The 20,700-nt window shown below is 60.2% G+C and carries 18 protein-coding genes; 14 read left to right on the forward strand and 4 right to left on the reverse strand.

Features of this window, described 5'->3' with window-relative positions; genetic code table 11:
- The first annotated feature begins 119 nt into the window (after positions 1-119).
- The 3 genes from gabD to CAG47_RS22635 all read left to right on the forward strand — a co-directional run bounded on the left by gabD (position 120) and on the right by CAG47_RS22635 (position 4,376).
- Positions 120-1,562: an NADP-dependent succinate-semialdehyde dehydrogenase gene (gabD, locus tag CAG47_RS22625; RefSeq protein ID WP_085727595.1), complete on the forward strand. Its 1,443-nt coding sequence runs from the start codon at positions 120-122 to the stop codon at positions 1,560-1,562.
- 185 nt (positions 1,563-1,747) lie between these two features.
- A complete protein-coding gene (gabT, locus tag CAG47_RS22630) occupies positions 1,748-3,025 on the forward strand; it encodes a 4-aminobutyrate--2-oxoglutarate transaminase (RefSeq protein ID WP_085727597.1) in 1,278 nt (425 codons plus the stop codon).
- A 136-nt stretch (positions 3,026-3,161) separates the two neighbouring features.
- Positions 3,162-4,376: a response regulator gene (locus tag CAG47_RS22635; RefSeq protein ID WP_085727599.1), complete on the forward strand. Its 1,215-nt coding sequence runs from the start codon at positions 3,162-3,164 to the stop codon at positions 4,374-4,376.
- Positions 4,377-4,515: 139 nt separating this feature from the next.
- Here CAG47_RS22635 and CAG47_RS22640 read toward each other — a convergent pair whose 3' ends face one another.
- Positions 4,516-5,505: a sensor domain-containing diguanylate cyclase gene (locus CAG47_RS22640; RefSeq protein ID WP_085727601.1), complete on the reverse strand. Its 990-nt coding sequence runs from the start codon at positions 5,503-5,505 to the stop codon at positions 4,516-4,518.
- 216 nt (positions 5,506-5,721) lie between these two features.
- Positions 5,722-6,906: a delta-9 fatty acid desaturase DesA gene (desA, locus tag CAG47_RS22645; RefSeq protein WP_085727603.1), complete on the reverse strand. Its 1,185-nt coding sequence runs from the start codon at positions 6,904-6,906 to the stop codon at positions 5,722-5,724.
- A gap of 146 nt (positions 6,907-7,052) precedes the next feature.
- On the opposite strand from desA, the gene dibA reads away from it, so the two are divergent.
- The 6 genes from dibA (at position 7,053) to CAG47_RS22675 (ending at position 13,384) form a co-directional block, all read left to right on the forward strand.
- Complete coding sequence (gene dibA, locus CAG47_RS22650) at positions 7,053-8,972, forward strand: phosphodiesterase DibA (protein WP_085727605.1); 1,920 nt, start codon at positions 7,053-7,055, stop codon at positions 8,970-8,972.
- A gap of 295 nt (positions 8,973-9,267) precedes the next feature.
- Positions 9,268-9,450 (forward strand): sulfur starvation response protein OscA, encoded by a 183-nt coding sequence (oscA, locus tag CAG47_RS22655; RefSeq protein ID WP_007975618.1) that lies wholly within the window; start codon positions 9,268-9,270, stop codon positions 9,448-9,450.
- A 74-nt stretch (positions 9,451-9,524) separates the two neighbouring features.
- On the forward strand, positions 9,525-10,538 hold the full coding sequence (locus CAG47_RS22660) for a sulfate ABC transporter substrate-binding protein (RefSeq protein ID WP_085727607.1): 1,014 nt from the start codon (positions 9,525-9,527) through the stop codon (positions 10,536-10,538).
- Between the two features lie 151 nt (positions 10,539-10,689).
- Positions 10,690-11,508: a sulfate ABC transporter permease subunit CysT gene (gene cysT / locus CAG47_RS22665; RefSeq protein ID WP_085727609.1), complete on the forward strand. Its 819-nt coding sequence runs from the start codon at positions 10,690-10,692 to the stop codon at positions 11,506-11,508.
- Between the two features lie 13 nt (positions 11,509-11,521).
- Positions 11,522-12,391 carry a sulfate ABC transporter permease subunit CysW gene (gene cysW, locus CAG47_RS22670; protein WP_007972954.1) on the forward strand — a complete coding sequence of 290 codons (870 nt, stop codon included), beginning with the start codon at positions 11,522-11,524 and terminating at the stop codon, positions 12,389-12,391.
- Positions 12,392-12,394: 3 nt separating this feature from the next.
- Positions 12,395-13,384 carry a sulfate/molybdate ABC transporter ATP-binding protein gene (locus tag CAG47_RS22675; protein ID WP_085727611.1) on the forward strand — a complete coding sequence of 330 codons (990 nt, stop codon included), beginning with the start codon at positions 12,395-12,397 and terminating at the stop codon, positions 13,382-13,384.
- A gap of 85 nt (positions 13,385-13,469) precedes the next feature.
- On the opposite strand, the gene CAG47_RS22680 is transcribed toward CAG47_RS22675, so the two are convergent.
- Complete coding sequence (locus CAG47_RS22680; RefSeq protein ID WP_085727613.1) at positions 13,470-13,994, reverse strand: DUF962 domain-containing protein; 525 nt, start codon at positions 13,992-13,994, stop codon at positions 13,470-13,472.
- An 83-nt stretch (positions 13,995-14,077) separates the two neighbouring features.
- Here CAG47_RS22680 and CAG47_RS22685 point away from each other — a divergent pair, with 83 nt between their 5' ends.
- On the forward strand, positions 14,078-14,764 hold the full coding sequence (locus tag CAG47_RS22685) for a Crp/Fnr family transcriptional regulator (RefSeq protein WP_085727615.1): 687 nt from the start codon (positions 14,078-14,080) through the stop codon (positions 14,762-14,764).
- Positions 14,765-14,841: 77 nt separating this feature from the next.
- Here the strand turns inward: CAG47_RS22685 and CAG47_RS22690 are convergent, their stop codons facing one another.
- The gene (locus tag CAG47_RS22690) at positions 14,842-15,846 is read right to left on the reverse strand and encodes an AraC family transcriptional regulator (protein WP_085727617.1); all 1,005 of its coding nucleotides are present in this window, start codon (positions 15,844-15,846) and stop codon (positions 14,842-14,844) included.
- Between the two features lie 100 nt (positions 15,847-15,946).
- Here CAG47_RS22690 and CAG47_RS22695 point away from each other — a divergent pair, with 100 nt between their 5' ends.
- The 4 genes from CAG47_RS22695 (at position 15,947) to CAG47_RS22710 (ending at position 20,162) form a co-directional block, all read left to right on the forward strand.
- Positions 15,947-17,020, forward strand: a complete 1,074-nt coding sequence (locus CAG47_RS22695) for a fatty acid desaturase (RefSeq protein WP_085727619.1) — start codon at positions 15,947-15,949, stop codon at positions 17,018-17,020.
- A gap of 503 nt (positions 17,021-17,523) precedes the next feature.
- The gene (locus CAG47_RS22700; protein ID WP_085727621.1) at positions 17,524-18,105 is read left to right on the forward strand and encodes an alpha/beta hydrolase; all 582 of its coding nucleotides are present in this window, start codon (positions 17,524-17,526) and stop codon (positions 18,103-18,105) included.
- A gap of 64 nt (positions 18,106-18,169) precedes the next feature.
- On the forward strand, positions 18,170-19,093 hold the full coding sequence (locus tag CAG47_RS22705) for a sigma 54-interacting transcriptional regulator (RefSeq protein WP_085727623.1): 924 nt from the start codon (positions 18,170-18,172) through the stop codon (positions 19,091-19,093).
- A 286-nt stretch (positions 19,094-19,379) separates the two neighbouring features.
- Positions 19,380-20,162, forward strand: a complete 783-nt coding sequence (locus tag CAG47_RS22710; protein WP_007972924.1) for a MetQ/NlpA family ABC transporter substrate-binding protein — start codon at positions 19,380-19,382, stop codon at positions 20,160-20,162.
- The last annotated feature ends 538 nt before the right edge of the window (positions 20,163-20,700 follow it).

The raw sequence follows: 20,700 nt of genomic DNA on the forward strand, positions 1-20,700 counted from the left end.
AGTGCGCTATTTATGTGCTTCAGCCCGGTGAATGATTTCCCTGACGGCAGCCTATCGAGGCGCCTTTCTACAATCATAATTTGCTCCGCGCGTGCGCGGTGCTGTTAAGGAAAGCCGACATGCAGCTTAAAGACACCCAGTTGTTCCGCCAGCAAGCCTTCATTGATGGCGCGTGGGTCGATGCGGACAATGGTCAGACGATCAAGGTCAACAACCCGGCAACGGGCGAAATTCTGGGCACCGTGCCGAAAATGGGCGCTGCCGAAACCCGCCGTGCGATCGAAGCTGCCGACAAGGCGCTGCCGGCCTGGCGTGCACTGACCGCCAAGGAACGTGCGGGCAAACTGCGTCGCTGGTTCGAACTGATGATCGAGAACCAGGACGACCTGGCTCGCCTGATGACCATGGAGCAAGGCAAGCCACTGGCCGAAGCCAAGGGCGAAATCGTTTACGCCGCTTCCTTCATCGAATGGTTCGCCGAGGAAGCCAAGCGCATCTACGGTGACGTGATTCCAGGCCACCAGCCAGACAAGCGCCTGATCGTGATCAAGCAGCCAATCGGCGTGACCGCTGCAATCACTCCGTGGAACTTCCCGGCTGCGATGATCACCCGTAAAGCCGGCCCGGCCCTGGCCGCCGGTTGCACTATGGTGCTCAAGCCTGCTTCGCAAACTCCGTTTTCCGCGTTCGCCCTGGCCGAACTGGCCCAGCGTGCCGGCATCCCGGCTGGCGTGTTCAGCGTAGTTTCCGGCAGCGCCGGCGATATCGGCAGCGAGCTGACCAGCAACCCGATCGTGCGCAAGCTGTCCTTCACCGGTTCGACCGAAATCGGTCGCCAGCTGATGTCGGAATGCGCCAAGGACATCAAGAAAGTGTCCCTGGAACTGGGTGGCAACGCACCGTTCATCGTGTTCGACGATGCGGACCTGGATAAGGCCGTCGAAGGCGCGATCGTTTCCAAATACCGCAACAACGGCCAGACCTGCGTCTGCGCCAACCGCCTGTACATCCAGGACGGTGTTTACGACGCCTTCGCCGAGAAGCTGAAAGCCGCTGTGGCCAAACTGAAGATCGGCAACGGTCTGGAAGCCGGCACCACCACGGGTCCGCTGATCGACGAAAAAGCCGTGGCCAAGGTGCAAGAGCATATCGCTGACGCGGTCAACAAAGGCGCCACCGTACTGGCCGGCGGCAAGCCGATGGAAGGCAACTTCTTCGAGCCGACCATCCTGACCAACGTGCCGAACAACGCGGCCGTGGCCAAGGAAGAAACCTTCGGCCCACTGGCTCCACTGTTCCGCTTCAAAGACGAAGCCGACGTGATCGCGATGTCCAACGACACCGAGTTCGGTCTGGCCTCGTACTTCTATGCCCGCGACCTGGGTCGTGTGTTCCGTGTGGCCGAGGCCCTGGAATACGGCATGGTCGGCGTCAACACCGGTCTGATCTCCAACGAAGTCGCGCCGTTCGGCGGCATCAAGGCCTCGGGCCTGGGCCGTGAAGGCTCCAAGTACGGCATCGAAGATTACCTGGAAATCAAATACCTCTGCCTGGGCATCTAAGCCCGGCTAGTTGTTGCTTCAAGCGCAAAGGGCACGAGAGCGCTGTCCCTTTGCGCCGCTTCAAACCGGAATTTTCTCGGTGGCCGGGAGCGCCGTGGCAGTCGATCATCGCATGCTGCCGCCGTTGCTCCCCGTCGCTTTATCCTTGAACCACGCCGACCGATGAGCGGCGAATGAGGAATGTAATGAGCAAGACTAACGCTGATTTGATGGCCCGCCGTACCAACGCAGTTCCACGTGGTGTTGGCCAGATTCACCCGATCTTCGCCGATTCCGCGAAGAACGCTACCGTGACTGACGTTGAAGGTCGTGAGTTCATCGACTTCGCCGGCGGTATCGCCGTACTGAACACCGGCCACGTGCACCCGAAAATCATCGCGGCCGTGACCGAGCAACTGAACAAGCTGACCCACACCTGCTTCCAGGTTCTGGCCTACGAGCCGTACGTGGAAGTGTGCGAAAAAATCAACGCCAGGGTGCCAGGTGATTTCGCCAAGAAAACCCTGCTGGTGACCACCGGTTCCGAAGCCGTGGAAAACTCGATCAAGATCGCCCGTGCCGCCACTGGCCGTGCTGGCGTGATCGCGTTCACTGGCGCTTACCACGGTCGCACCATGATGACCCTGGGCCTGACCGGTAAAGTCGTGCCTTACTCGGCCGGCATGGGCCTGATGCCAGGCGGCATCTTCCGCGCGCTGTACCCGAACGAACTGCACGGTGTGAGCATCGACGATTCGATCGCTTCCATCGAGCGCATCTTCAAGAACGACGCCGAGCCGAAAGACATCGCCGCGATCATCATCGAGCCGGTTCAGGGCGAAGGTGGTTTCTACGTCGCTCCCAAAGAGTTCATGAAGCGTCTGCGTGCCCTGTGCGACCAGCACGGCATCCTGCTGATCGCTGACGAAGTGCAGACTGGTGCTGGCCGTACCGGTACTTTCTTCGCCATGGAACAGATGGGCGTTGCTGCCGACCTGACCACCTTCGCCAAATCCATCGCTGGCGGCTTCCCGCTGGCCGGTGTGTGCGGCAAGGCCGAATACATGGACGCCATCGCTCCAGGCGGCCTGGGCGGCACCTACGCCGGTAGCCCGATCGCTTGCGCCGCGGCCCTGGCCGTGATGGAAGTGTTCGAAGAAGAGCACCTGCTGGATCGTAGCAAGGCTGTTGGCGAGCGTCTGGTCACCGGCCTGAAGGCCATCCAGGCCAAGTACCCGGTGATCGGTGAAGTCCGTGCCCTGGGCGCGATGATCGCTGTCGAGCTGTTCGAAAATGGCGACAGCCACAAGCCGAACGCCGCAGCCGTGGCGTCCGTTGTGGCCAAGGCTCGCGACAAGGGTCTGATCCTGCTGTCCTGCGGCACCTACGGCAACGTTCTGCGCGTCCTGGTACCGCTGACCTCGCCAGACGAGCAACTGGACAAAGGTCTGGCGATCATCGAAGAGTGCTTCGCCGAGCTCTGATCGGTAAGTGTGACCTGATCGACAAAAAACCCGCTTCGGCGGGTTTTTTCATGCCTCTGCAAACACATCCTGCGGGTTAACGTTGTATCGAACGGCCAGCATTGGCTAAGGTTTGCGCATTGCCAGGGAGAGCTGTATGACAACCGTCATTTTACCCGCCGTTCCAAGAGTCCTGATTGCCGAGGCCGACCCCTGGTCCCGGGATCTGCTCAAGGAAGTGTTGTTGAACGTACGCTGCGATGCGCGGCTGGATTTGTGCGCCGATGGCCAGCAAGCGTTGGAGCTGTTGGCCGCCAACCCCTATGACCTGGTGATCGCCGATTGGGAGCTGCCCGGCGTCGATGGCCTGAATGTCCTGCGCAGTATCCGCCAGCGCAAGCGCAATCCACCCCTGTCGTTCATTCTGATGAGCAGTCGCAACGACAGTGCCAGCGTGCGTGAGGCCTTGCCGCTCGCGCCGGCCGCGTACCTGACCAAGCCCCTGAACATGGAAAACCTGACCCATCGGTTGCAGGGATTGCTGCTGAACGCTGGCGAAGAAGTCTCGTGCGAAGTGCCGTCGCTGGCGCCGGGCATGACGTTGCCAGTGTATCTGGAGCGTCGGCGAGAGTTGGCCGACGGCGCGCCGCTGATGACCGATGTGCAGGTGGCGGTCAAACGCAGCCTCAATCCCAACGGGCTCGACCTGACGGTGCTGGAAGAGGAAATCCGCACCGATCCGCAGGTCACGGCTGTGCTGATCGCCGCCGCCAACAGCGCGGCCCAGCACCGTGGCGTCGCGGTGCAGACCCTGTCCCAGGCATTGCATTGCCTGGGCACCGGGCAGAGCATGAACCTGATTCTCGGGCTGGCGCTCAAGCGCAGCGCCCGGCTCAGCGATCCGCAATTGGCCGACTATGCCGAGCGTTATTGGGACCTGTCACTGCACACCGCCGAATACGCCCGAACCCTGGCGCGCCTGCTCGATCTGGATCAGGAGCGCTGCTATTGCGCCGGCATGTTGCATCGTCTCGGCGATCTGGCGTTGCTGCGCTGTTTGCAGGAGTGGAAACAGGCTGGCGGCGAACTCGACGAGCTGGAGGAGGTGGGTGAAGCGCTGGTCGAATATGGCGCGGCCTATGGTTCTGCCCTGCGCACGCGCTGGCGTCTGCCGCTGGAGTTGCGAGAGCTGATTGCGGCGGCCTACCAGCTCGGTGGCGGGGTTTATTCCCGCGAAGCGTTGGTGATGAACATGGCGGCACAGATGGCGCGTCTGAGCGAGCATGAGGGCATCGAGGCGCTGGCAAAGAGCCGGACGGCACGGTTGCTCAAGATTGGCTTGCCGGAGCTGATGCGTTTGCGCAGGAAGTAAGTACAACACAAATCCCTGTGGGAGTGGGCTTGCTCCGGGCGGCGATCCGACGAAAGCGGAGTGTCAGTCGACATAGAAGGTGACTGACACGGCCCCTTCGCGAGCAAGCCCGCTCCCACATGGGTTCTGTGGTGGCTGGTCAGGCCGTGACAATCCGGTTCTTGCCGTCGCGCTTGGCCTGATACATCGCCGCATCCGCCCGGGAAAACAGGAGTTCCACGTTTTCGTCCGCGGCGCTCAGGCTGGTCAGGCCCTGGCTGATGGTGATGCCAAACGCCTGGCCTTCCTGCATGAACCTCAATCGCTGAATCTGCCGTTGCAAGCGTTCAGCCACTTGCAGGGCCATCTGCGGCGTGCAGCCGGGAAATACCGCTGCGAACTCCTCACCGCCAATGCGTCCGAACAGGTCGCCGCGACGCAACGCCGCGCGGCCGCTTTCGGCAATGCGTTGCAACACGTTGTCGCCTGCCTGGTGGCCGTAGGTATCGTTGATCGTCTTGAAGTCATCGATGTCCAGCATCAGAAACGACAGCGGCTCGCCCTGTTGTCGGGCGTGTGTGAAGGCGCGGCGGGCGCACTCGAAGAAGTGATGGCGATTGCTGCTCTGGGTCAGGGCGTCGGTGGTGGCCAGGCGATGCAGCTCGGTTTCCATCTGCTTCTTGTCGGTGATGTCTTCGGCGAGACCGACGATGATCACGGGTTGGCCGGGCTCGGCCTGAAGGTTGATAAAGCATTTGTCGCTGAGCCAGCGCACCCGGCCGTCGGCGGTAATGATTCGATACTCGCGGTCTTCGACAGCGCCTTTGTCCAGCACTTCGGCCAGGCTGCGTTTGGCATAGTCCAGGTCGTCAGGGTGAATACTGTCGCGCCATTGATTGCAGTCGGCCAGCAGCCGATCGGCCGAACGACCAAAGATCCGTTCATAGGCGGGGCTGACGTACAGCACTCGGCGGGTTTCCCAATTGAATGCCCACAGTACCGCGTTGACGCTTGTCAGCAGGGTGCTGAGCAACTGCTCGCGTTCGGTCAGGCGTGCGACTTCGCCTTGGGCGTGCATCAGCGCTATCAGGGTCTGCGCAGCCTCGGGCGAATGTGGCGGCGATGAGTCTTGCAGGTTTTTTGGGGCCATCGACACAAATCTCAAAGGACATGCCGCGTGCTCGACAGCGGCCAACACCAAGCCCGCCGGGGGCGAAGTGTCTTTGAGATAGGGCTTTTGGGATGAAGTTCCCGCCTTTGGCGGCGAGGGCGCTGGCTCCCGCCGGGCGGTACTGGTGACGTGATTTTCAGTCAGGCGATAAACCGATGTGGGAGCGAGCAGGCTCGTTCCCACATTTTTATCGGCTCAGACGGCGGCAGGGCGCAGCGAGTAGGTTTTCAACTGATCGGCGAAGTCGCGCAGGGATTGAATCCCGCTGGCTTCGGCTTCGTGTACCCAGTCCTTGATGGCCGCCAGCATGTCATGACCATTTGAGCTGGTCTTGACCCAGATCTGCTGCAGGGCCAGGCGTTTCTCGTAAATTACCTTCAGTGCCTGGCTGTGCTCGAGCATGTTCTGGATGCGCATGTGGTGTTTGTCATCCAGCAGGCTGGTCTCCCGCGAAAGCAGGCGTTTGGCCCGGTGGAACTGGTGACGCACCGAGTGATCGACCTTTTCCAGCTCTTGCTTGACCAGCGGGCCGATGACCAGCTTGCGGTACTGGGCCATGATCTGGAAACGGTTGTTGAGGATCGCCATGGCGGTGTCCATGTCCAGGTTGCCCTTGCCTTCGACGCGGTGGGCAATCGGCGCAACCCGCTGAACCTTGGCCAGGCGCAGGAGGCTGAAGACTTGAATCCACGCCCAGCCCAGGTCGAATTCCCACTTCTTCACCGACAGTTTTGCCGAGTTAGGGTAGGTGTGATGGTTGTTATGCAGTTCTTCGCCGCCAATCAGGATGCCCCACGGCACCAGGTTGGTCGCCGCATCGCGGCATTCGAAATTGCGGTAGCCGATGGCATGGCCCAGGCCATTGACCACGCCGGCGGCCCAGACCGGGATCCACATCATCTGGATAGCCCAGATGGTGATGCCGATGGTGCCGAACAGCAGCAGGTCGATGACGCCCATGATCGCCACGCCCAGCAGCGGGTAAGGTGTGTAGAGATGGCGTTCGATCCAGTCTTCGGGGCAGTTCTTGCCGTAGATGCGCAGCGTCTCGGGGTTTTCCGCTTCGGCGCGGTACAGTTCGGCGCCTTTGCGCAGCACCGTGGACAAACCCTTGATGACCGGGCTGTGCGGGTCATCGACGGTTTCGCATTTGGCGTGATGCTTGCGGTGGATGGCGGTCCACTCGCGGGTGTTCTGCGCCGTGGTCAGCCACAGCCAGAAACGGAAGAAATGCTTGAGGCCCCCGTTCAGCTCCAGAGAGCGATGGGCCGAATAACGATGCAGATAGACCGTGACAGCGATGATCGTCACGTGGGTCATCAGCAGGGTGACTGCCACCAGTGACCAGGGCGACAAGCCAAGAAAACCTTCGTACCACATAGGCTATAGGGCCCTCGATAAAGGAAAAACAGCCGATGCATTATCACTAAGCCCACACAGAAAACCAGTCGCCCTTTCAGATAAGAGTGGCTGGAGGTGCCTTTAAACTATAATTCCTGTTTTTTTGTAAGGACATGGATCGCCGGATGTCTGCCACCTATCGCGATGCCTTGCGTGCAGCGCTGCTCTATCTGTTGCTTTCTTTGGTTTGGCTGCAGATCAGTGGTTATTTATTGAACAGTTTCTTCGATAGCTCTGTCGAGCGACTGCGCTGGCAACTGATCAACGGTTATGTTTGGGTTCTGTTTAGCGCCGGGTTGATTTTCATTGCCCGGGCGCGGTTGCTGCGATGCCTGGGCATCGGCGTCACATTGCGCGAGCACAATGCCAACCGCGAGCGTCTGCGCCAGGCAGCGGCAGTGTTCGACTGCACTCGAGAAGGCGTTCTGGTCACCAATCGGGAAGGCGTGATCGTTCATGTGAACCGGGCCTTCATGGAGATCACCGGTTATGGCTGTGAGGATGTGCTGGGGCAGCGGCCCAATCTGTTCAAGTCCGGGCGACATTCCGCCGAGTTTTATCAGGCGATGTTTGCCGCGCTCGCCAGTGTTGGAGAGTGGAGTGGGGAGATCTGGAACCGGCGCAAAAGCGGCGAGATTTACCCGCAATGGCAAACGATTCGCCTGACCCGCGACGAATACGGCCAGCCGAGCCAGTATGTGGCCGTGTTTTCCGATATCAGTGCAATCAAGAACTCTGAACTCGAGTTGATGCACCTGGCGCACCACGATCCGCTGACCGACCTGCCGAACCGCCTGCTGTTCAACGATCGCGCCGAACAGGCCCTGGCCTCGGCACAGGTCCACAAGCGTGGTTGCGCGCTGCTGATGATCGATCTCGATCACTTCAAGATGATCAACGACAGCCTCGGCCACACCATCGGCGATCAGTTGCTCAAGGCCGTGGCCGGGCGTCTGGCGGCCATGTTCGGACCGGGCATCACCCTGGCGCGACTGGGTGGGGATGAGTTCGCCGTACTCGCTGAAAGCTGTCCGCAACTGGTTCAGGCCGCTGCGTTGGCTCAACGGATTATCGATGGCCTTAAAGAACCGTTCCTCATTGATGGGCACCAGCTGTTCATCAACACCAGCATCGGTATCAGCTTGTTCCCCAGCGATGCCCTGAGCGTCGAGCAACTGCTGCGTAACGCCGACTCGGCGCTGTTCAAGGCCAAGAGCACGGGGCGCAATGATTATGCCTTGTACACCGAAGAGCTGACGGCCCACGCCCAGCAACGGGTCGAGATGGCCACCGAATTGCGCCGCGCCCTGGACCAGCAGGAGCTGCGGGTTTACTACCAGCCGGTTCACGACCTCAAGAGCAGTCGCCTGATCGGTGTCGAGGCGCTGGTGCGCTGGCAGCATCCACAGCGGGGCCTGGTGTCACCGGCGGAGTTCATTCCGGTCGCCGAACGAACTGGCCTGATCGCCGAAATCGATGCCTGGGTCATGGCGCAGGCGTGTCGGCAGATGTGCCGCTGGCAGCAGGACGGAGTGGTGCTGTCGTTCGTCGCGGTCAACGTTTCTTCGCGCCTGTTCGCCCGTCGTGAGCTGTATCAGCAGGTGGCGCAGGTGCTGCGCGAAACCGGGCTGGAGCCGGCTTGTCTGGAGCTGGAAGTCACCGAAAGCGCGGTGATGGAGGACCCGGAAGTCGCGCTGGAGCAGATGCATCGTCTACGCGAGTTGGGGGTGCGCCTGGCCATCGACGACTTTGGTACGGGTTACTCATCGCTGCTGCGGCTCAAGCGTCTGCCGGTGCAGAAGTTGAAGATCGACCAGGGTTTCGTCGCCGGATTGCCGTGGGATGAGGATGATACGGCGATCTCGCGGGTGATCATTGCGCTGGCCCAAAGCATGGGCATGCAGGTCCATGCCGAGGGGATCGAACAGGCTGAGCAGGCGGCTTTCCTCCTCGGGCAGGGGTGTGATCTGGGGCAGGGCTATTGGTTCGGGCGACCGGTGCCGGCGGCGCAGCTGGATTGGGCGCATGCCCCGGTGATCGTGTAGGAGCGAGCATGCTCCGGGCGGCGTTCCGACGATGGAGGCGCAGGCACCGCGGGGTGTCAGGTAGCCAGTGTCATCGTTGACCTCCATCGCGAGCATGCTCGCTCCTACAGGGGGTTTGCGTGCGACTGAAAGGTGCAATCCCTCGCAAACCCTTGTCCCGCCAAATAATCTCTTCTGGTTATATAAACATTCTTAAATAGTCTTTTTAAGAATATAAACACGCCTCTAGTATTGCTCCCAAGCCGCAAGCAGTGCCGACACTGCGAGGCAATCTCTCAGTTGAAGGAGCAGCAATATGAGCGCATCCCTGCGTAGCGTCGACGGTCAAGACGAAGCCACCATCCTGCGGGAAATCCAGAGTGCCCTGCGCGACCTGCGCTTTGGTGCCGTGGAAATCACCGTGCACAACGCCCAAGTGGTGCAGATCGAGCGCAAGGAAAAATTCCGTTTGCAGCAGCCGGGCAACAAGCCGGGCTGAGGCGAAACAGGCATCGCGGTTCCCGTTATCCATAAGAAAAAGCCAGCACACCAAGAATTCCAGGAGCTTTCATCATGTCGTCGATTCGCCACTTCGCCTTGGCCGCCCTGGCCACCGGCCTTTTTGCCGGTTCCGCGGTAGCCAAGGATTACGAACTGCTCAACGTGTCGTATGACCCGACCCGCGAGCTGTACCAGGACTACAACGCCGAATTCATCAAGTTCTGGCAGAAGGAGCATGCCGGCGATTCCGTGAAGATCCAGCAATCCCACGGTGGCTCGGGCAAGCAAGGCCGGGCGGTGATCGATGGCCTGCGTGCCGACGTTGTGACTTTGGCCCTGGCCGGTGATATCGACGAAATCGCCAAGCTCGGCAAGACCCTGCCGGCGGACTGGCAAAAGCGCCTGCCGGACGCCAGCACGCCGTACACCTCGACGATCGTGTTCCTGGTGCGCAAGGGCAACCCGAAAGGCATCAAGGACTGGGGCGACCTGATCAAGAATGACGTCTCGGTGATCACGCCGAACCCGAAAACCTCCGGTGGTGCGCGCTGGAACTTCCTCGCGGCCTGGGCCTACGGCCTCAAAGCCAATGGCGGTGACGAAGCCAAGGCCAAGCAATACGTGCAAACCCTGTTCAAGCACGTGCCGGTGCTGGATACCGGGGCTCGCGGCTCGACCATTACCTTCGTCAACAACGGTCAGGGCGACGTGTTGCTGGCCTGGGAAAACGAAGCCTTCCTGGCCCTGAAAGAAGAGGGCGGCGCCGACAAGTTCGACATCGTCGTGCCTTCGCTGTCGATCCTCGCTGAACCGCCAGTGGCGGTGGTCGACAAAAACGCCGAGAAAAAGGGCAACGAGCAGATCGCCGAAGCCTACCTCAAGCACCTGTACAGCCCGGCAGGGCAAGAGATCGCAGCGAAGAACTTCTATCGTCCGCGTGACAAGGACGTGGCCGCCAAGTACGTCCAGCAGTTCCCGAAACTGGAACTGGTGAGCATCGACAAGGACTTCGGCGGCTGGAAAACCGCGCAACCGAAGTTCTTCAATGACGGCGGGGTGTTCGACCAGATCTACCAGGCGCAGTAAAAAACACTGTAGGAGCGAGCATGCTCGCGAAGAACGCAAGGCTAGCGCAGTCATTCAGAATGAACGCGTTATCGCTGACGAGCTTCGTCGGAACGCCGCCCGGAGCATGCTCGCTCCTACAGTTAAAACTATCCGTTAACCAAGGACTTTTATGTCGCGTCGTATCTCCCCCGTCATACCCGGCTTCGGGCTGACGCTGGGCTACACCTTGGTGTACCTCAGCCTGATTGTGCTCATACCGCTGGCGGCGATGTTCGTGCATGCCGCTCAACTCACCTGGGATCAGTTCTGGGCAATCATCTCGGCGCCACGAGTATTGGCCGCGCTGAAGCTCAGCTTCGGCACGGCACTTTGTGCCGCGATCATCAACGGCGTCATCGGCACGCTGCTGGCCTGGGTATTGGTGCGCTATACCTTCCCTGGACGAAAAGTGATCGATGCAATGATCGACTTGCCGTTCGCATTGCCCACGGCGGTGGCCGGTATTGCGCTGACCGCGCTGTACACGCCTACCGGCCTGGTCGGTCAATTTGCAGCGGATCTGGGTTTCAAGATCGCTTACACCCCTCTGGGCATCACCCTTGCCCTCACTTTTGTGACACTTCCATTCGTAGTACGTACCGTACAGCCAGTATTGGCCGATATTCCTCGCGAAGTCGAAGAAGCGGCGGCGTGCCTGGGGGCAAAACCCTTGCAGGTGTTCCGCCATATCCTGCTGCCGGCACTGCTGCCGGCATGGCTTACCGGTTTCGCTTTGGCCTTTGCCCGTGGGGTCGGCGAGTACGGTTCGGTGATTTTCATCGCCGGCAACATGCCGATGAAAACCGAGATCCTGCCGCTGCTGATCATGGTCAAACTCGATCAATACGATTACACCGGCGCTACCTCCATTGGTGTACTGATGTTGGTGGTTTCCTTCGTTCTGTTGCTGCTGATCAACTTGTTGCAGCGGCGCATCGAAACCCCATAAGGAGGCGGCACCCATGTCCCAATCGTCTATTGCTGCCGCGTCCTCGAACGCTGCCCGTCGTGGCAGTGCGACTTCGCGGCGAATCCTGATCGGCCTTGGCTGGCTGATTTTTGCCCTGTTCCTGCTGCTGCCACTGTTCATCGTGGTGTCCCAGGGCCTGAAGCTCGGCCTCGGTGCGTTTTTCACCGCGATCTTTGAGCCGGACGCGCTGTCGGCACTGAAACTCACGGTGATCGCCGTACTGATTTCGGTGCCGCTGAACCTGGTGTTCGGTGTCAGCGCCGCCTGGTGCGTGAGCAAATACTCGTTCCGCGGCAAGAGCATGCTGGTGACGCTGATCGACCTGCCGTTCTCGGTATCGCCGGTGATCGCGGGTCTGGTGTATGTGTTGATGTTCGGCGCCCAGGGCCTGTTTGGCCCGTGGTTGCAGGATCACGACATTCAGATCGTGTTCGCCCTGCCGGGCATCGTGCTGGCGACGATTTTCGTCACCGTGCCATTCGTGGCCCGTGAACTGATCCCACTGATGCAGGAGCAAGGCACTCAGGAGGAGGAAGCTGCACGCCTGCTCGGGGCCAACGGCTGGCAGATGTTCTGGCACGTCACCGTCCCCAACATCAAATGGGGTCTGATCTACGGCGTGGTGCTGTGCACCGCGCGGGCCATGGGGGAATTCGGTGCGGTATCGGTGGTTTCCGGGCACATTCGCGGCGTGACCAACACCCTGCCGCTGCACGTCGAGATCCTCTACAACGAATACAACCACGTGGCCGCGTTCGCCGTGGCGAGCCTTTTGCTGATCCTGGCGCTCTTCATCCTGCTGCTCAAGCAGTGGAGCGAAAACCGTATCAACCGCCTGCGCGCCAGCGCCGCGGAGGAATAATTCATGTCGATCGAAGTGCGTAACGTCAGCAAGAATTTCAACGCGTTCAAGGCGCTGGACAACATCAGCCTGGACATCCAGAGCGGCGAACTCGTCGCGTTGCTCGGTCCGTCGGGCTGCGGCAAGACCACGCTGCTGCGGATCATCGCCGGCCTGGAAACCCCGGATCAGGGCAACATCGTGTTCCACGGTGAAGACGTTTCCGGCCATGACGTGCGGGATCGCAACGTCGGCTTCGTGTTCCAGCACTACGCCTTGTTCCGCCACATGACGGTGTTCGACAACGTCGCGTTCGGCCTGCGCATGAAGCCGAAAAACCAGCGCCCGAGCGAAAGCCAGATCGCGACCAAGGTTCACGAACTGCTGAACATGGTGCAACTGGACTGGCTGTCGGACCGCTACCCGGAACAGCTCTCAGGCGGCCAGCGCCAGCGCATTGCGTTGGCCCGGGCGCTGGCGGTGGAGCCGAAAGTGCTGCTGCTCGACGAGCCCTTCGGCGCCCTCGACGCCAAGGTTCGCAAGGAGCTGCGCCGCTGGCTCGCGCGGTTGCACGAAGACATCAACCTGACCTCGGTGTTCGTGACCCACGACCAGGAAGAGGCGATGGAAGTCGCCGACCGTATCGTGGTGATGAACAAGGGTGTGATCGAGCAGATCGGCTCACCGGGCGACGTTTACGAAAACCCGGCCAGCGATTTCGTCTATCACTTCCTCGGTGATTCGAACCGTCTGCACCTGGGCGAAGACAGGCACGTGCTGTTCCGCCCGCACGAGGTGTCGCTGTCGCGCCATGAACTGGAAGATCACCACGCAGCCGAGGTGCGCGATATTCGTCCGCTGGGCGCGACGACGCGGGTGACGCTGAAGGTCGAAGGGCAGAGCGATCTGATCGAGGCCGAAGTGGTCAAGGATCACGACAGCCTGATCGGGTTGGCGAAGGGCGAGACGTTGTTCTTCAAGCCGAAGGTCTGGCAGAAAGTCGCCAACATCTAAAGCAAAAGCTTCGCGAGCAGGATCCCACAGAAGATTTGTGAACAATGCAAATCACTGTGGGAGCGAGCCTGCTCGCGAATGCAATCTAGACAGCCGCACGCTTCGGATTGACCCGCACCGCGCCCGACCGCGCCTCGATCTGCTCCTTGAGCTCATGGCGCATTCCCAACATGAACGCCAACTCAACCACCACAAACAACGGCCCGACAATCAACCCGGTCACGTCATCGACAAATGCCGGTTTGCGCCCCTCGTAGTGATGGCCGACAAACTGGATCGCCCAACCGATCACGAACATCGCCACGCCGCTGCTCAACCAGACCAGCGTGCTTTGTTGCGCCAGCGCATGACCGGCCCAGACACTCAGCCCGAGCAACAGGGTCATCAGCACGCCCAGACGCAACTCAAGGCGCAGGTAGAACCACGCCGAGGCCAGTGAAACCAGTACCGCTGGCGATACCCAGGCACCCCCCAGCGACCACTCCGGCCGGGACAACAACACCGCGACGGCCACAACGATGAGCGGAATGCCGATAAAGTGCGATGCGATGTTGCGCGGGTCACGGTGGTAGGCGGCGTATTGACTGAGGTGGTCGACGAGGCTTTTCATTGTTGTTCTCCTGTGGGGTAGTCGATCATGCCCCGGGGCCACTTCCCGCTCTGTCAGCCAGGCGACAATCTCTAGGAGTTTTCATGGATATGCAGGTCTGGCGTCCACGCCTGATGAGCGGTCAGTGGTTCAGCCATTTGCCTGTTTCCCTACAGGATAGTCTGCTGTCAGTGGCCAGGCTGCGACGCTTGTCGTCGGGCCAGCGGCTGTTCAAGCGCGGCGATCCGCCCTGTGGCCTGTATGCGGTACTCGAAGGCTCAGTGCGTGTGGGGGCCGTGAACGAGCAGGGCAAGGAAGCGTTGCTCAGCCTGGTGGAGCCGCCGCATTGGTTCGGTGAGATCTGTCTGTTCGACGGTCAGCCGCGCACCCACGATGCCTACGGCGCAGGCCAGTGCACACTGTTGCACATCCCCCAGAGCACCTTGCTGGCGCTACTCGACGAGCATCCGCAGCACTGGCGGCAACTGGCGTTGCTGATGAGTCAGAAACTGCGCATGACCTTCATCAACCTTGAGCAACTGAGCCTGTTGCCGGCCTCGGCACGGCTGGCGCACCGCCTGTTGATGATCGCCGAAGGCTATGGCGAACTCGACGAACCGCGCCGCGTCCTGCAACTGCCCCAGGAGCAGCTTGCCGCCATGTTGTCGCTGTCGCGCCAGACCACCAACCAGATTTTCAAGGAATTGCAGGGGCAGGGGATCATCGGGCTGAGTTACGGCGAAATCGAAATCCTCGATGCCGAGCGGTTGCGGGCGCTGGCCACAATCTGAAGCTCGATGCATATCCCTTGTGGGAGCGGGCTTGCCCGCGAAGAGGCCAGCCCAGGCAACCCATTTTCAGGGCTACATCACCGCAACCCATCCCGAAACTGCCCCGGTGTCATCCCCGTCCAGCGCTTGAACGCGCGACTGAAACTGCTGGTGTCGGCAAACCCGAGCAGATAACTGATTTCGCTCAGCGACACCTGCGGGTCCCGCAGGTGCAGCAGCGCGAGATTTTCGCGGCTTTCGTTGAGCAGGGTGTCGAACCGGCAGCCTTCATCGGCCAGGTGCCGTTGCAAGCTGCGCAGGCTCAGGTGCAGGGCCTTGGCGATGTGCTCGGCGCTGGGTTCGCCTTCGGGCAGTTGTTCTTCGATAGCGTCGCGGACCTTGCGCTCCCACGTCAGCGGTTTGAGTTGCGCCAGGGTGCGCTTGAGCACGGTCTCATTGTGTTCGGCCAGTTCCGGGTTGGCGTCGTCCAGATGGCTGTCGAAGTCGATGAGGGCGAATTCCAGTCGATCCTCGTCGGTGTCGAAGTGCACGGGCGAGCGAAAGACTTTATGCCATTGGTGCGCATCTTCCGGCTCCGGGCGGCGCAGGTAGGTCGCCAGCGGCGCATAGTCGCGACCCAGGCGATTGCGGCAAGTGCGCACGTAAATCGCCATGAAGGCATCGATGGCTTCGAAGGCCGGGGCCGGGTTGCCGGTGGGGATTTTCAGGCGGAAACAGTAGCGATCATCGGCGCGGGTCAGTTCCAGTTCCAGGGCATCGCTGACCACCTGGTGATAGCGCACGATGCGTTCGAACACTTCCCGCAGGCTGCCGCTGGCCACCAGCGCATAACCCAGCGCATGGAAAGTGGTCGGGCTGACGAAACGCGAAACCCGCAAGCCAATCGCCGGGTCGCCACTGGCCTGCACCGCCAGGTTCCACAGGTGAGTGGTGCCCGACAACGGATAGCGCGCGTTCGGGTCGTCCATCAGTTGTGGGTCGAGCCCCGCTTGCTGGCACAGGGCAGTGCTGTCGATGCCCAGGGCATCGAGTTGCTTGCGCAGGGCACGGGTCCAGCTGGCGAGGGAGGTCGGTTCAGTCATGCTGATTGGCGCTTCCGGTCAACAGGTTGGCGTTCTCGGCTACCGCGTTGCGAAGGTCCGCAAGGCAGGATGCAACCATCGATAACCAGAGGATGGAAGCATGAGCGGTACTTCTGCAAGCCCCCAGCGACTGAATGCATCACAGCGATCGGCCCATATCCGTGAAGTAGTCCTGGCCAAAGGCGTCGAGTTGCGCGAGCGCTACCCGATTCTCAAGCATCAGGACGCCATGGGCGCGGGCATTCTGGCCTTTGCGCTCGCAGGCATGGTCGGCTCGGCGGCGCTCTACATGACCGGGCACATGGCGTGGTGGGCATGTCTGCTGCTCAACGCGTTTTTCGCTTCGTTGACCCATGAGCTGGAACACGACCTGATCCACAGCATGTACTTCCGCAAGCAAAAGGTGCCGCACAACCTGATGATGGGCCTGGTATGGCTGGCGCGGCCCAGCACCATCAATCCGTGGATTCGCCGCCACCTGCACCTCAACCACCACAAGGTCTCCGGCTCCGAAGCCGACATGGAAGAACGCGCCATCACCAACGGCGAGCCTTGGGGTTTCGCGCGGTTGCTGATGATCGGCGACAACATCATGTCGTCGTTCATCCGCATGCTGCGGGCCAGGACCTGGGCCATGAAGTTCAGCATCATTTACCGAACGCTGAAGGTCTACGCGCCGCTGGCGCTGATGCATTGGGGCGCGTGGTACGTGTTTCTCGGTTTCCACGCAGCGAACGGCGTTGCGCATCTGATGGACGCACCGATCGAGTGGTCGACGACGATGCTGTCGGTGATGCAGGTGATCGACATCGCGGCAGTCGTGATCATCGGCCCAAACGTTTTGCGTACGTTCTGCCTGCACTTCATCAGCTCGAACATGCATTACTACGGTGACGTGGAGCCGGGCAACGTGATGCAGCAGACCCAGGTGCTGAACGCGTGGTGGCTGTGGCCGTTGCAGGCGTTCTGTTTCAACTTCGGCAGCACCCATGGCATCCATCACTTCGTGGTGAAGGAACCGTTCTACATCCGCCAGATGTCGGCAGCGGTGGCGCATAAAGTCATGCGCGAGATGGGCGTGCGTTTCAACGATATCGGCACCTTCGGTCGGGCCAACCGGTTTATCCGCAAGGAAACCGTAGAACCCCGGCAAGTGCAGGCCGCTCAGGTCTGAGCCATGCGCCCGGAAATTCAAATGGAAAAATCCTGGTCATCAAGTTGACCCAAAGAGAGGTTAGTTTGTGACACATGCGGGGTTGATGGCGGTTTATTGGTATATGCGTTTTAGGTCTAATAAGGTAATTAAATATTCCTTTATTAGATAACCAGTTTCGCCAATCATCGGCCCCACAGTTGTTGATCAACACTGGCAGATTTGAGTTTCCGGGGCCGTCTCCTTGGCAGGGTGCGGCCCTTTTTTTTGCCTCGATTTCAGCAGCACCCCCCCTTGTAGGAGCGAGCATGCTCGCGATGGTCGTTAACGATAACGCGTGTTTACTGGCTAAACGCGGCGCTCTTGAGTCCATCGCGAGCATGCCGCAAGCGGGCACCCGCTCCTACAGGTTTTGTGTTTAATATTCTGTATTGATCTTAATAAATAGCTTCTTATTCCTTAACGGATATAAATCCTCTCCCTATACTCGATCGGGAACAGACACGCAGCAGGAGAGCTTCCCCATGCGCAACGAATCAATTCGCTACCTGATTGTGCCGGGCTGGCAAGGATCGCCGGAAGATCATTGGCAAAGCCACTGGCACAACAGCCTGCCGAACAGTGCGCGGGTGGAGCAGGCCGACTGGCTGACGCCGCGTCGCGAAGACTGGGTGGCGGCGCTGGCCGAGGCGATAGCCACCGACAGTACACCGGTCATCCTGATTGCCCACAGCCTGGGTTGCATCACCGTCGCCCATTGGGCGGCCACCGCTCCTGCGCAGTTTTTGCGTCAAGTGCGCGGCGCCCTGCTGGTCGCACCGGCGGATGTCGAGCGCCCGGCCTGCGCGCCGGCCTTGCGCAACTTCGCGCCAATCCCGAGGGACCTGTTGCCATTCCCGAGCCAGGTCGTCAGCTCCGACAACGACAGCGCCGTCAGTGCACCACGGGCCCTGGAACTGGCGCGCCACTGGGGTGCCGAGGCGGGGATTCTGGCGGGGGCGGGGCATATCAACGTGAAGTCCGGTCACCAGCGCTGGGAGCAGGGCTTTGCCTATCTCTATCGTTTGCAGAACCGCATGGAACACCACGCCCTGCGCCGCGCTTGAACCTGTTGAATTTTCATTTTCCGTAAACGCCCCCGTCTCCCGGCGGTTTGGGCGGGAGTCTGCCATGAGCCTTGAAACCTTCGGTCAGCCGCTGCTGACTTTTCCCGATGCCGAAAAAAGTCCACTGAGCATCCGTGCCAAGGCGCTGGTGTTTGTCGACCCACGTTCGCGGCAATTACGTAAAGACCTTGAACAACTGGCCTCACGTTCGGTGTCAGTGCTCATCCGAGGCGAGACTGGCACCGGCAAGGAATTGCTGGCGCGCCATATCCACCGCGCCAGTGATCGCGGCGGCTTGTTCGTGTCGGTCAACTGCGGCGCCATCAGCCCGACTTACGCCGACGCCGAGTTGTTTGGCTACGCCGCGGGCAGCTACAGCGGCTCGGCGAGCAGTCGTGCCGGGTGGTTCGGTTCGGCCAACGGCGGCACGCTGTACCTGGATGAAATTGGCGACCTGCCGCTGCCGATCCAGATCAAGCTGCTCGCCGCCCTGGAGAACCACGAAGTCACTCGCGTCGGTGCTCATCAGCCGAGCCCGGTGGATGTGCGGCTGGTGGCAGCCACCAGCATCGATCTGGCCCAGGCGGTTGCCGCCGGGAAATTCCATGAACGGCTCTATCACTACCTCAGCGAAGGCCCGCTCGAACTGCCGGCGCTGCGCGAGCGTACGGGGGACATTCTGCCGCTGGCCGAATACTTCCTCGGCATCTACAGCCAGCGCCTCGGCCTGACGGTGCCGCTGATCAGTGAAGCAGCGCAGCTTGTGCTTGAACGTCACAGCTGGCCGGGCAACACCCGGGAGCTGGAAAACGTCATTCACTTTGCGCTGCTGGTGAGTACGGGCGACGAGGTCTTGCCAGAACATTTGAATTTGCCTGACGAAGGGCTGGGGCAGATCGAACGGCAGCTCAAGCGGATTCTTGGCCACGGTTCCGACACCGAAAAAGATGCCTTGAAACAACTGCTCTTAAGCGTTGGACTTCTGTAGGAGCGAGCATGCTCGCGATGGTCGTCAACGATGACGTTGGCTGCCTGATACCCCGAGGTGTCTGGTCCACCATCGCGAGCTTGCCGCAAGCGGGCACCCGCTCCTACAGGGTAACGCGCGGGTTAGAGCTGTATGAACAAAATGGAATATGAAGCTGAATAAAGGTTATTGTTCGGGAATAAAAAATCCCGGTATTGTCCGCTTCACGCCAGCGATAGCACTTCACTGGCACTCTCGTTTTCAAGCCGTCGCCACAAGCGACTGTGATTTTCGATAAGGACACTGCATGAAAAAGGTTCTGTTGTTCACCGCACTGGCGGCTGCCCTCACTGCGGGCCTGGCCCAGGCTGGCGAAAAACTCGTGGTTGCGGCAACCCCGGTTCCACACGCCGAGATCCTTGAGCTGATCAAGCCAACCCTCGCCAAAGAAGGCGTGGACCTGGAAATCAAAGTCTTCACCGACTACGTTCAGCCGAACGTGCAGGTCGACCAGAAGCGCCTGGACGCCAACTACTTCCAGACCCTGCCGTACCTCAAAAGCTTCAACGAAGGTAAAGGCACTCACCTGGAAACCGTGATCGGCGTACACGTTGAACCTTTCGGCGGCTACTCGAAGAAAGTCAAAACCCTGGCCGAGCTCAAGGACGGCGCGACCATCGCCATCCCGAACGAAGGCAGCAACAGCGGCCGTGCCCTGATCCTGCTGCAGAAGGCTGGCCTGATCGAGCTGAAAGACCCGAAAAATGCCCTGGCCACGCCGAAAGACATCGCCAAGAACCCGCACAACTTCAAGTTCAAGGAGCTTGAGTCGGCCATGTTGCCGCGCGTGCTGGATCAGGTCGACCTGGATATGATCAACACCAACTACGCACTGGAAGCGGGTCTGAACCCGGCTAAAGACGCTCTGGTGATCGAAGGTGCCGATTCGCCTTACGTGAACTTCCTGGTGGCCCGTCCGGACAACAAGGACAGCGTTGCCATCCAGAAACTGGCCAAAGCCCTGACCAGCCCGGAAGTGAAAGCCTTCATCGAGAAGAAGTACAGCGGCGCGGTACTGCCAGCGTTCTGATTCGCGAAGCAAACCCCTTCAAGGTTTCAAACGCCGACGGCTGATATAGCGTCGGCGTTTTTTTATGGGCGATGGATTGCTCAGGCCGGCTTGGCCTCCAGGGCCCTGCGCAATGCCATCAAGAGTTTAAGAATGTCCTGCGGATCCAGCCGTTGCGGCGCTTGTTCGTCTGCCATGTTCTCGTCCTTGTGAGGTTCTGGCCGGGAGTCTGGCCAAAAGTGCTTCGTCCTTGGAGTTGTGTTTCGAAAAAAAGATCCTTCCTACGGCCCAAGGGAAAATAGACGTCTTCCATCGTCCCGGCAAACCAGCCGTCGTTCAATCCGACCAATACCACGCCGGCTCATCCAGCATTCGCTGCCCGACAATTCCTGTCTGGCAGGCCGCGGCTGATCGAGCAAAGAGTCTTGAGCATTTGGGTTCCTGAGGCGGGGGTCGGCCGGGGCCCATTGTCGGACATGTGCAGGCGTCTATTGCAACTGTTTCAGGGTTGAAAGGCTGTGGATTTTTTCTTCATAAGACGCTCGTGCAAGGTTGCAGG

Origin of the sequence: Pseudomonas sp. R37(2017), assembly GCF_002113375.1 — a bacterium.
Taxonomy (GTDB): Bacteria; Pseudomonadota; Gammaproteobacteria; order Pseudomonadales; family Pseudomonadaceae; genus Aquipseudomonas.

Bases quoted from the DNA above. Each gene is read 5' to 3' on its own strand.
- gabD (WP_085727595.1), top strand. From the start codon at position 120: ATGCAGCTTAAAGACACCCAGTTGTTCCGCCAGCAAGCCTTCATTGAT.
- gabT (WP_085727597.1), top strand. From the start codon at position 1,748: ATGAGCAAGACTAACGCTGATTTGATGGCCCGCCGTACCAACGCAGTT.
- CAG47_RS22635 (WP_085727599.1), top strand. From the start codon at position 3,162: ATGACAACCGTCATTTTACCCGCCGTTCCAAGAGTCCTGATTGCCGAG.
- CAG47_RS22640 (WP_085727601.1), bottom strand. From the start codon at position 5,505: ATGGCCCCAAAAAACCTGCAAGACTCATCGCCGCCACATTCGCCCGAG.
- desA (WP_085727603.1), bottom strand. From the start codon at position 6,906: ATGTGGTACGAAGGTTTTCTTGGCTTGTCGCCCTGGTCACTGGTGGCA.
- dibA (WP_085727605.1), top strand. From the start codon at position 7,053: ATGTCTGCCACCTATCGCGATGCCTTGCGTGCAGCGCTGCTCTATCTG.
- oscA (WP_007975618.1), top strand. From the start codon at position 9,268: ATGAGCGCATCCCTGCGTAGCGTCGACGGTCAAGACGAAGCCACCATC.
- CAG47_RS22660 (WP_085727607.1), top strand. From the start codon at position 9,525: ATGTCGTCGATTCGCCACTTCGCCTTGGCCGCCCTGGCCACCGGCCTT.
- cysT (WP_085727609.1), top strand. From the start codon at position 10,690: ATGTCGCGTCGTATCTCCCCCGTCATACCCGGCTTCGGGCTGACGCTG.
- cysW (WP_007972954.1), top strand. From the start codon at position 11,522: ATGTCCCAATCGTCTATTGCTGCCGCGTCCTCGAACGCTGCCCGTCGT.
- CAG47_RS22675 (WP_085727611.1), top strand. From the start codon at position 12,395: ATGTCGATCGAAGTGCGTAACGTCAGCAAGAATTTCAACGCGTTCAAG.
- CAG47_RS22680 (WP_085727613.1), bottom strand. From the start codon at position 13,994: ATGAAAAGCCTCGTCGACCACCTCAGTCAATACGCCGCCTACCACCGT.
- CAG47_RS22685 (WP_085727615.1), top strand. From the start codon at position 14,078: ATGGATATGCAGGTCTGGCGTCCACGCCTGATGAGCGGTCAGTGGTTC.
- CAG47_RS22690 (WP_085727617.1), bottom strand. From the start codon at position 15,846: ATGACTGAACCGACCTCCCTCGCCAGCTGGACCCGTGCCCTGCGCAAG.
- CAG47_RS22695 (WP_085727619.1), top strand. From the start codon at position 15,947: ATGAGCGGTACTTCTGCAAGCCCCCAGCGACTGAATGCATCACAGCGA.
- CAG47_RS22700 (WP_085727621.1), top strand. From the start codon at position 17,524: ATGCGCAACGAATCAATTCGCTACCTGATTGTGCCGGGCTGGCAAGGA.
- CAG47_RS22705 (WP_085727623.1), top strand. From the start codon at position 18,170: ATGAGCCTTGAAACCTTCGGTCAGCCGCTGCTGACTTTTCCCGATGCC.
- CAG47_RS22710 (WP_007972924.1), top strand. From the start codon at position 19,380: ATGAAAAAGGTTCTGTTGTTCACCGCACTGGCGGCTGCCCTCACTGCG.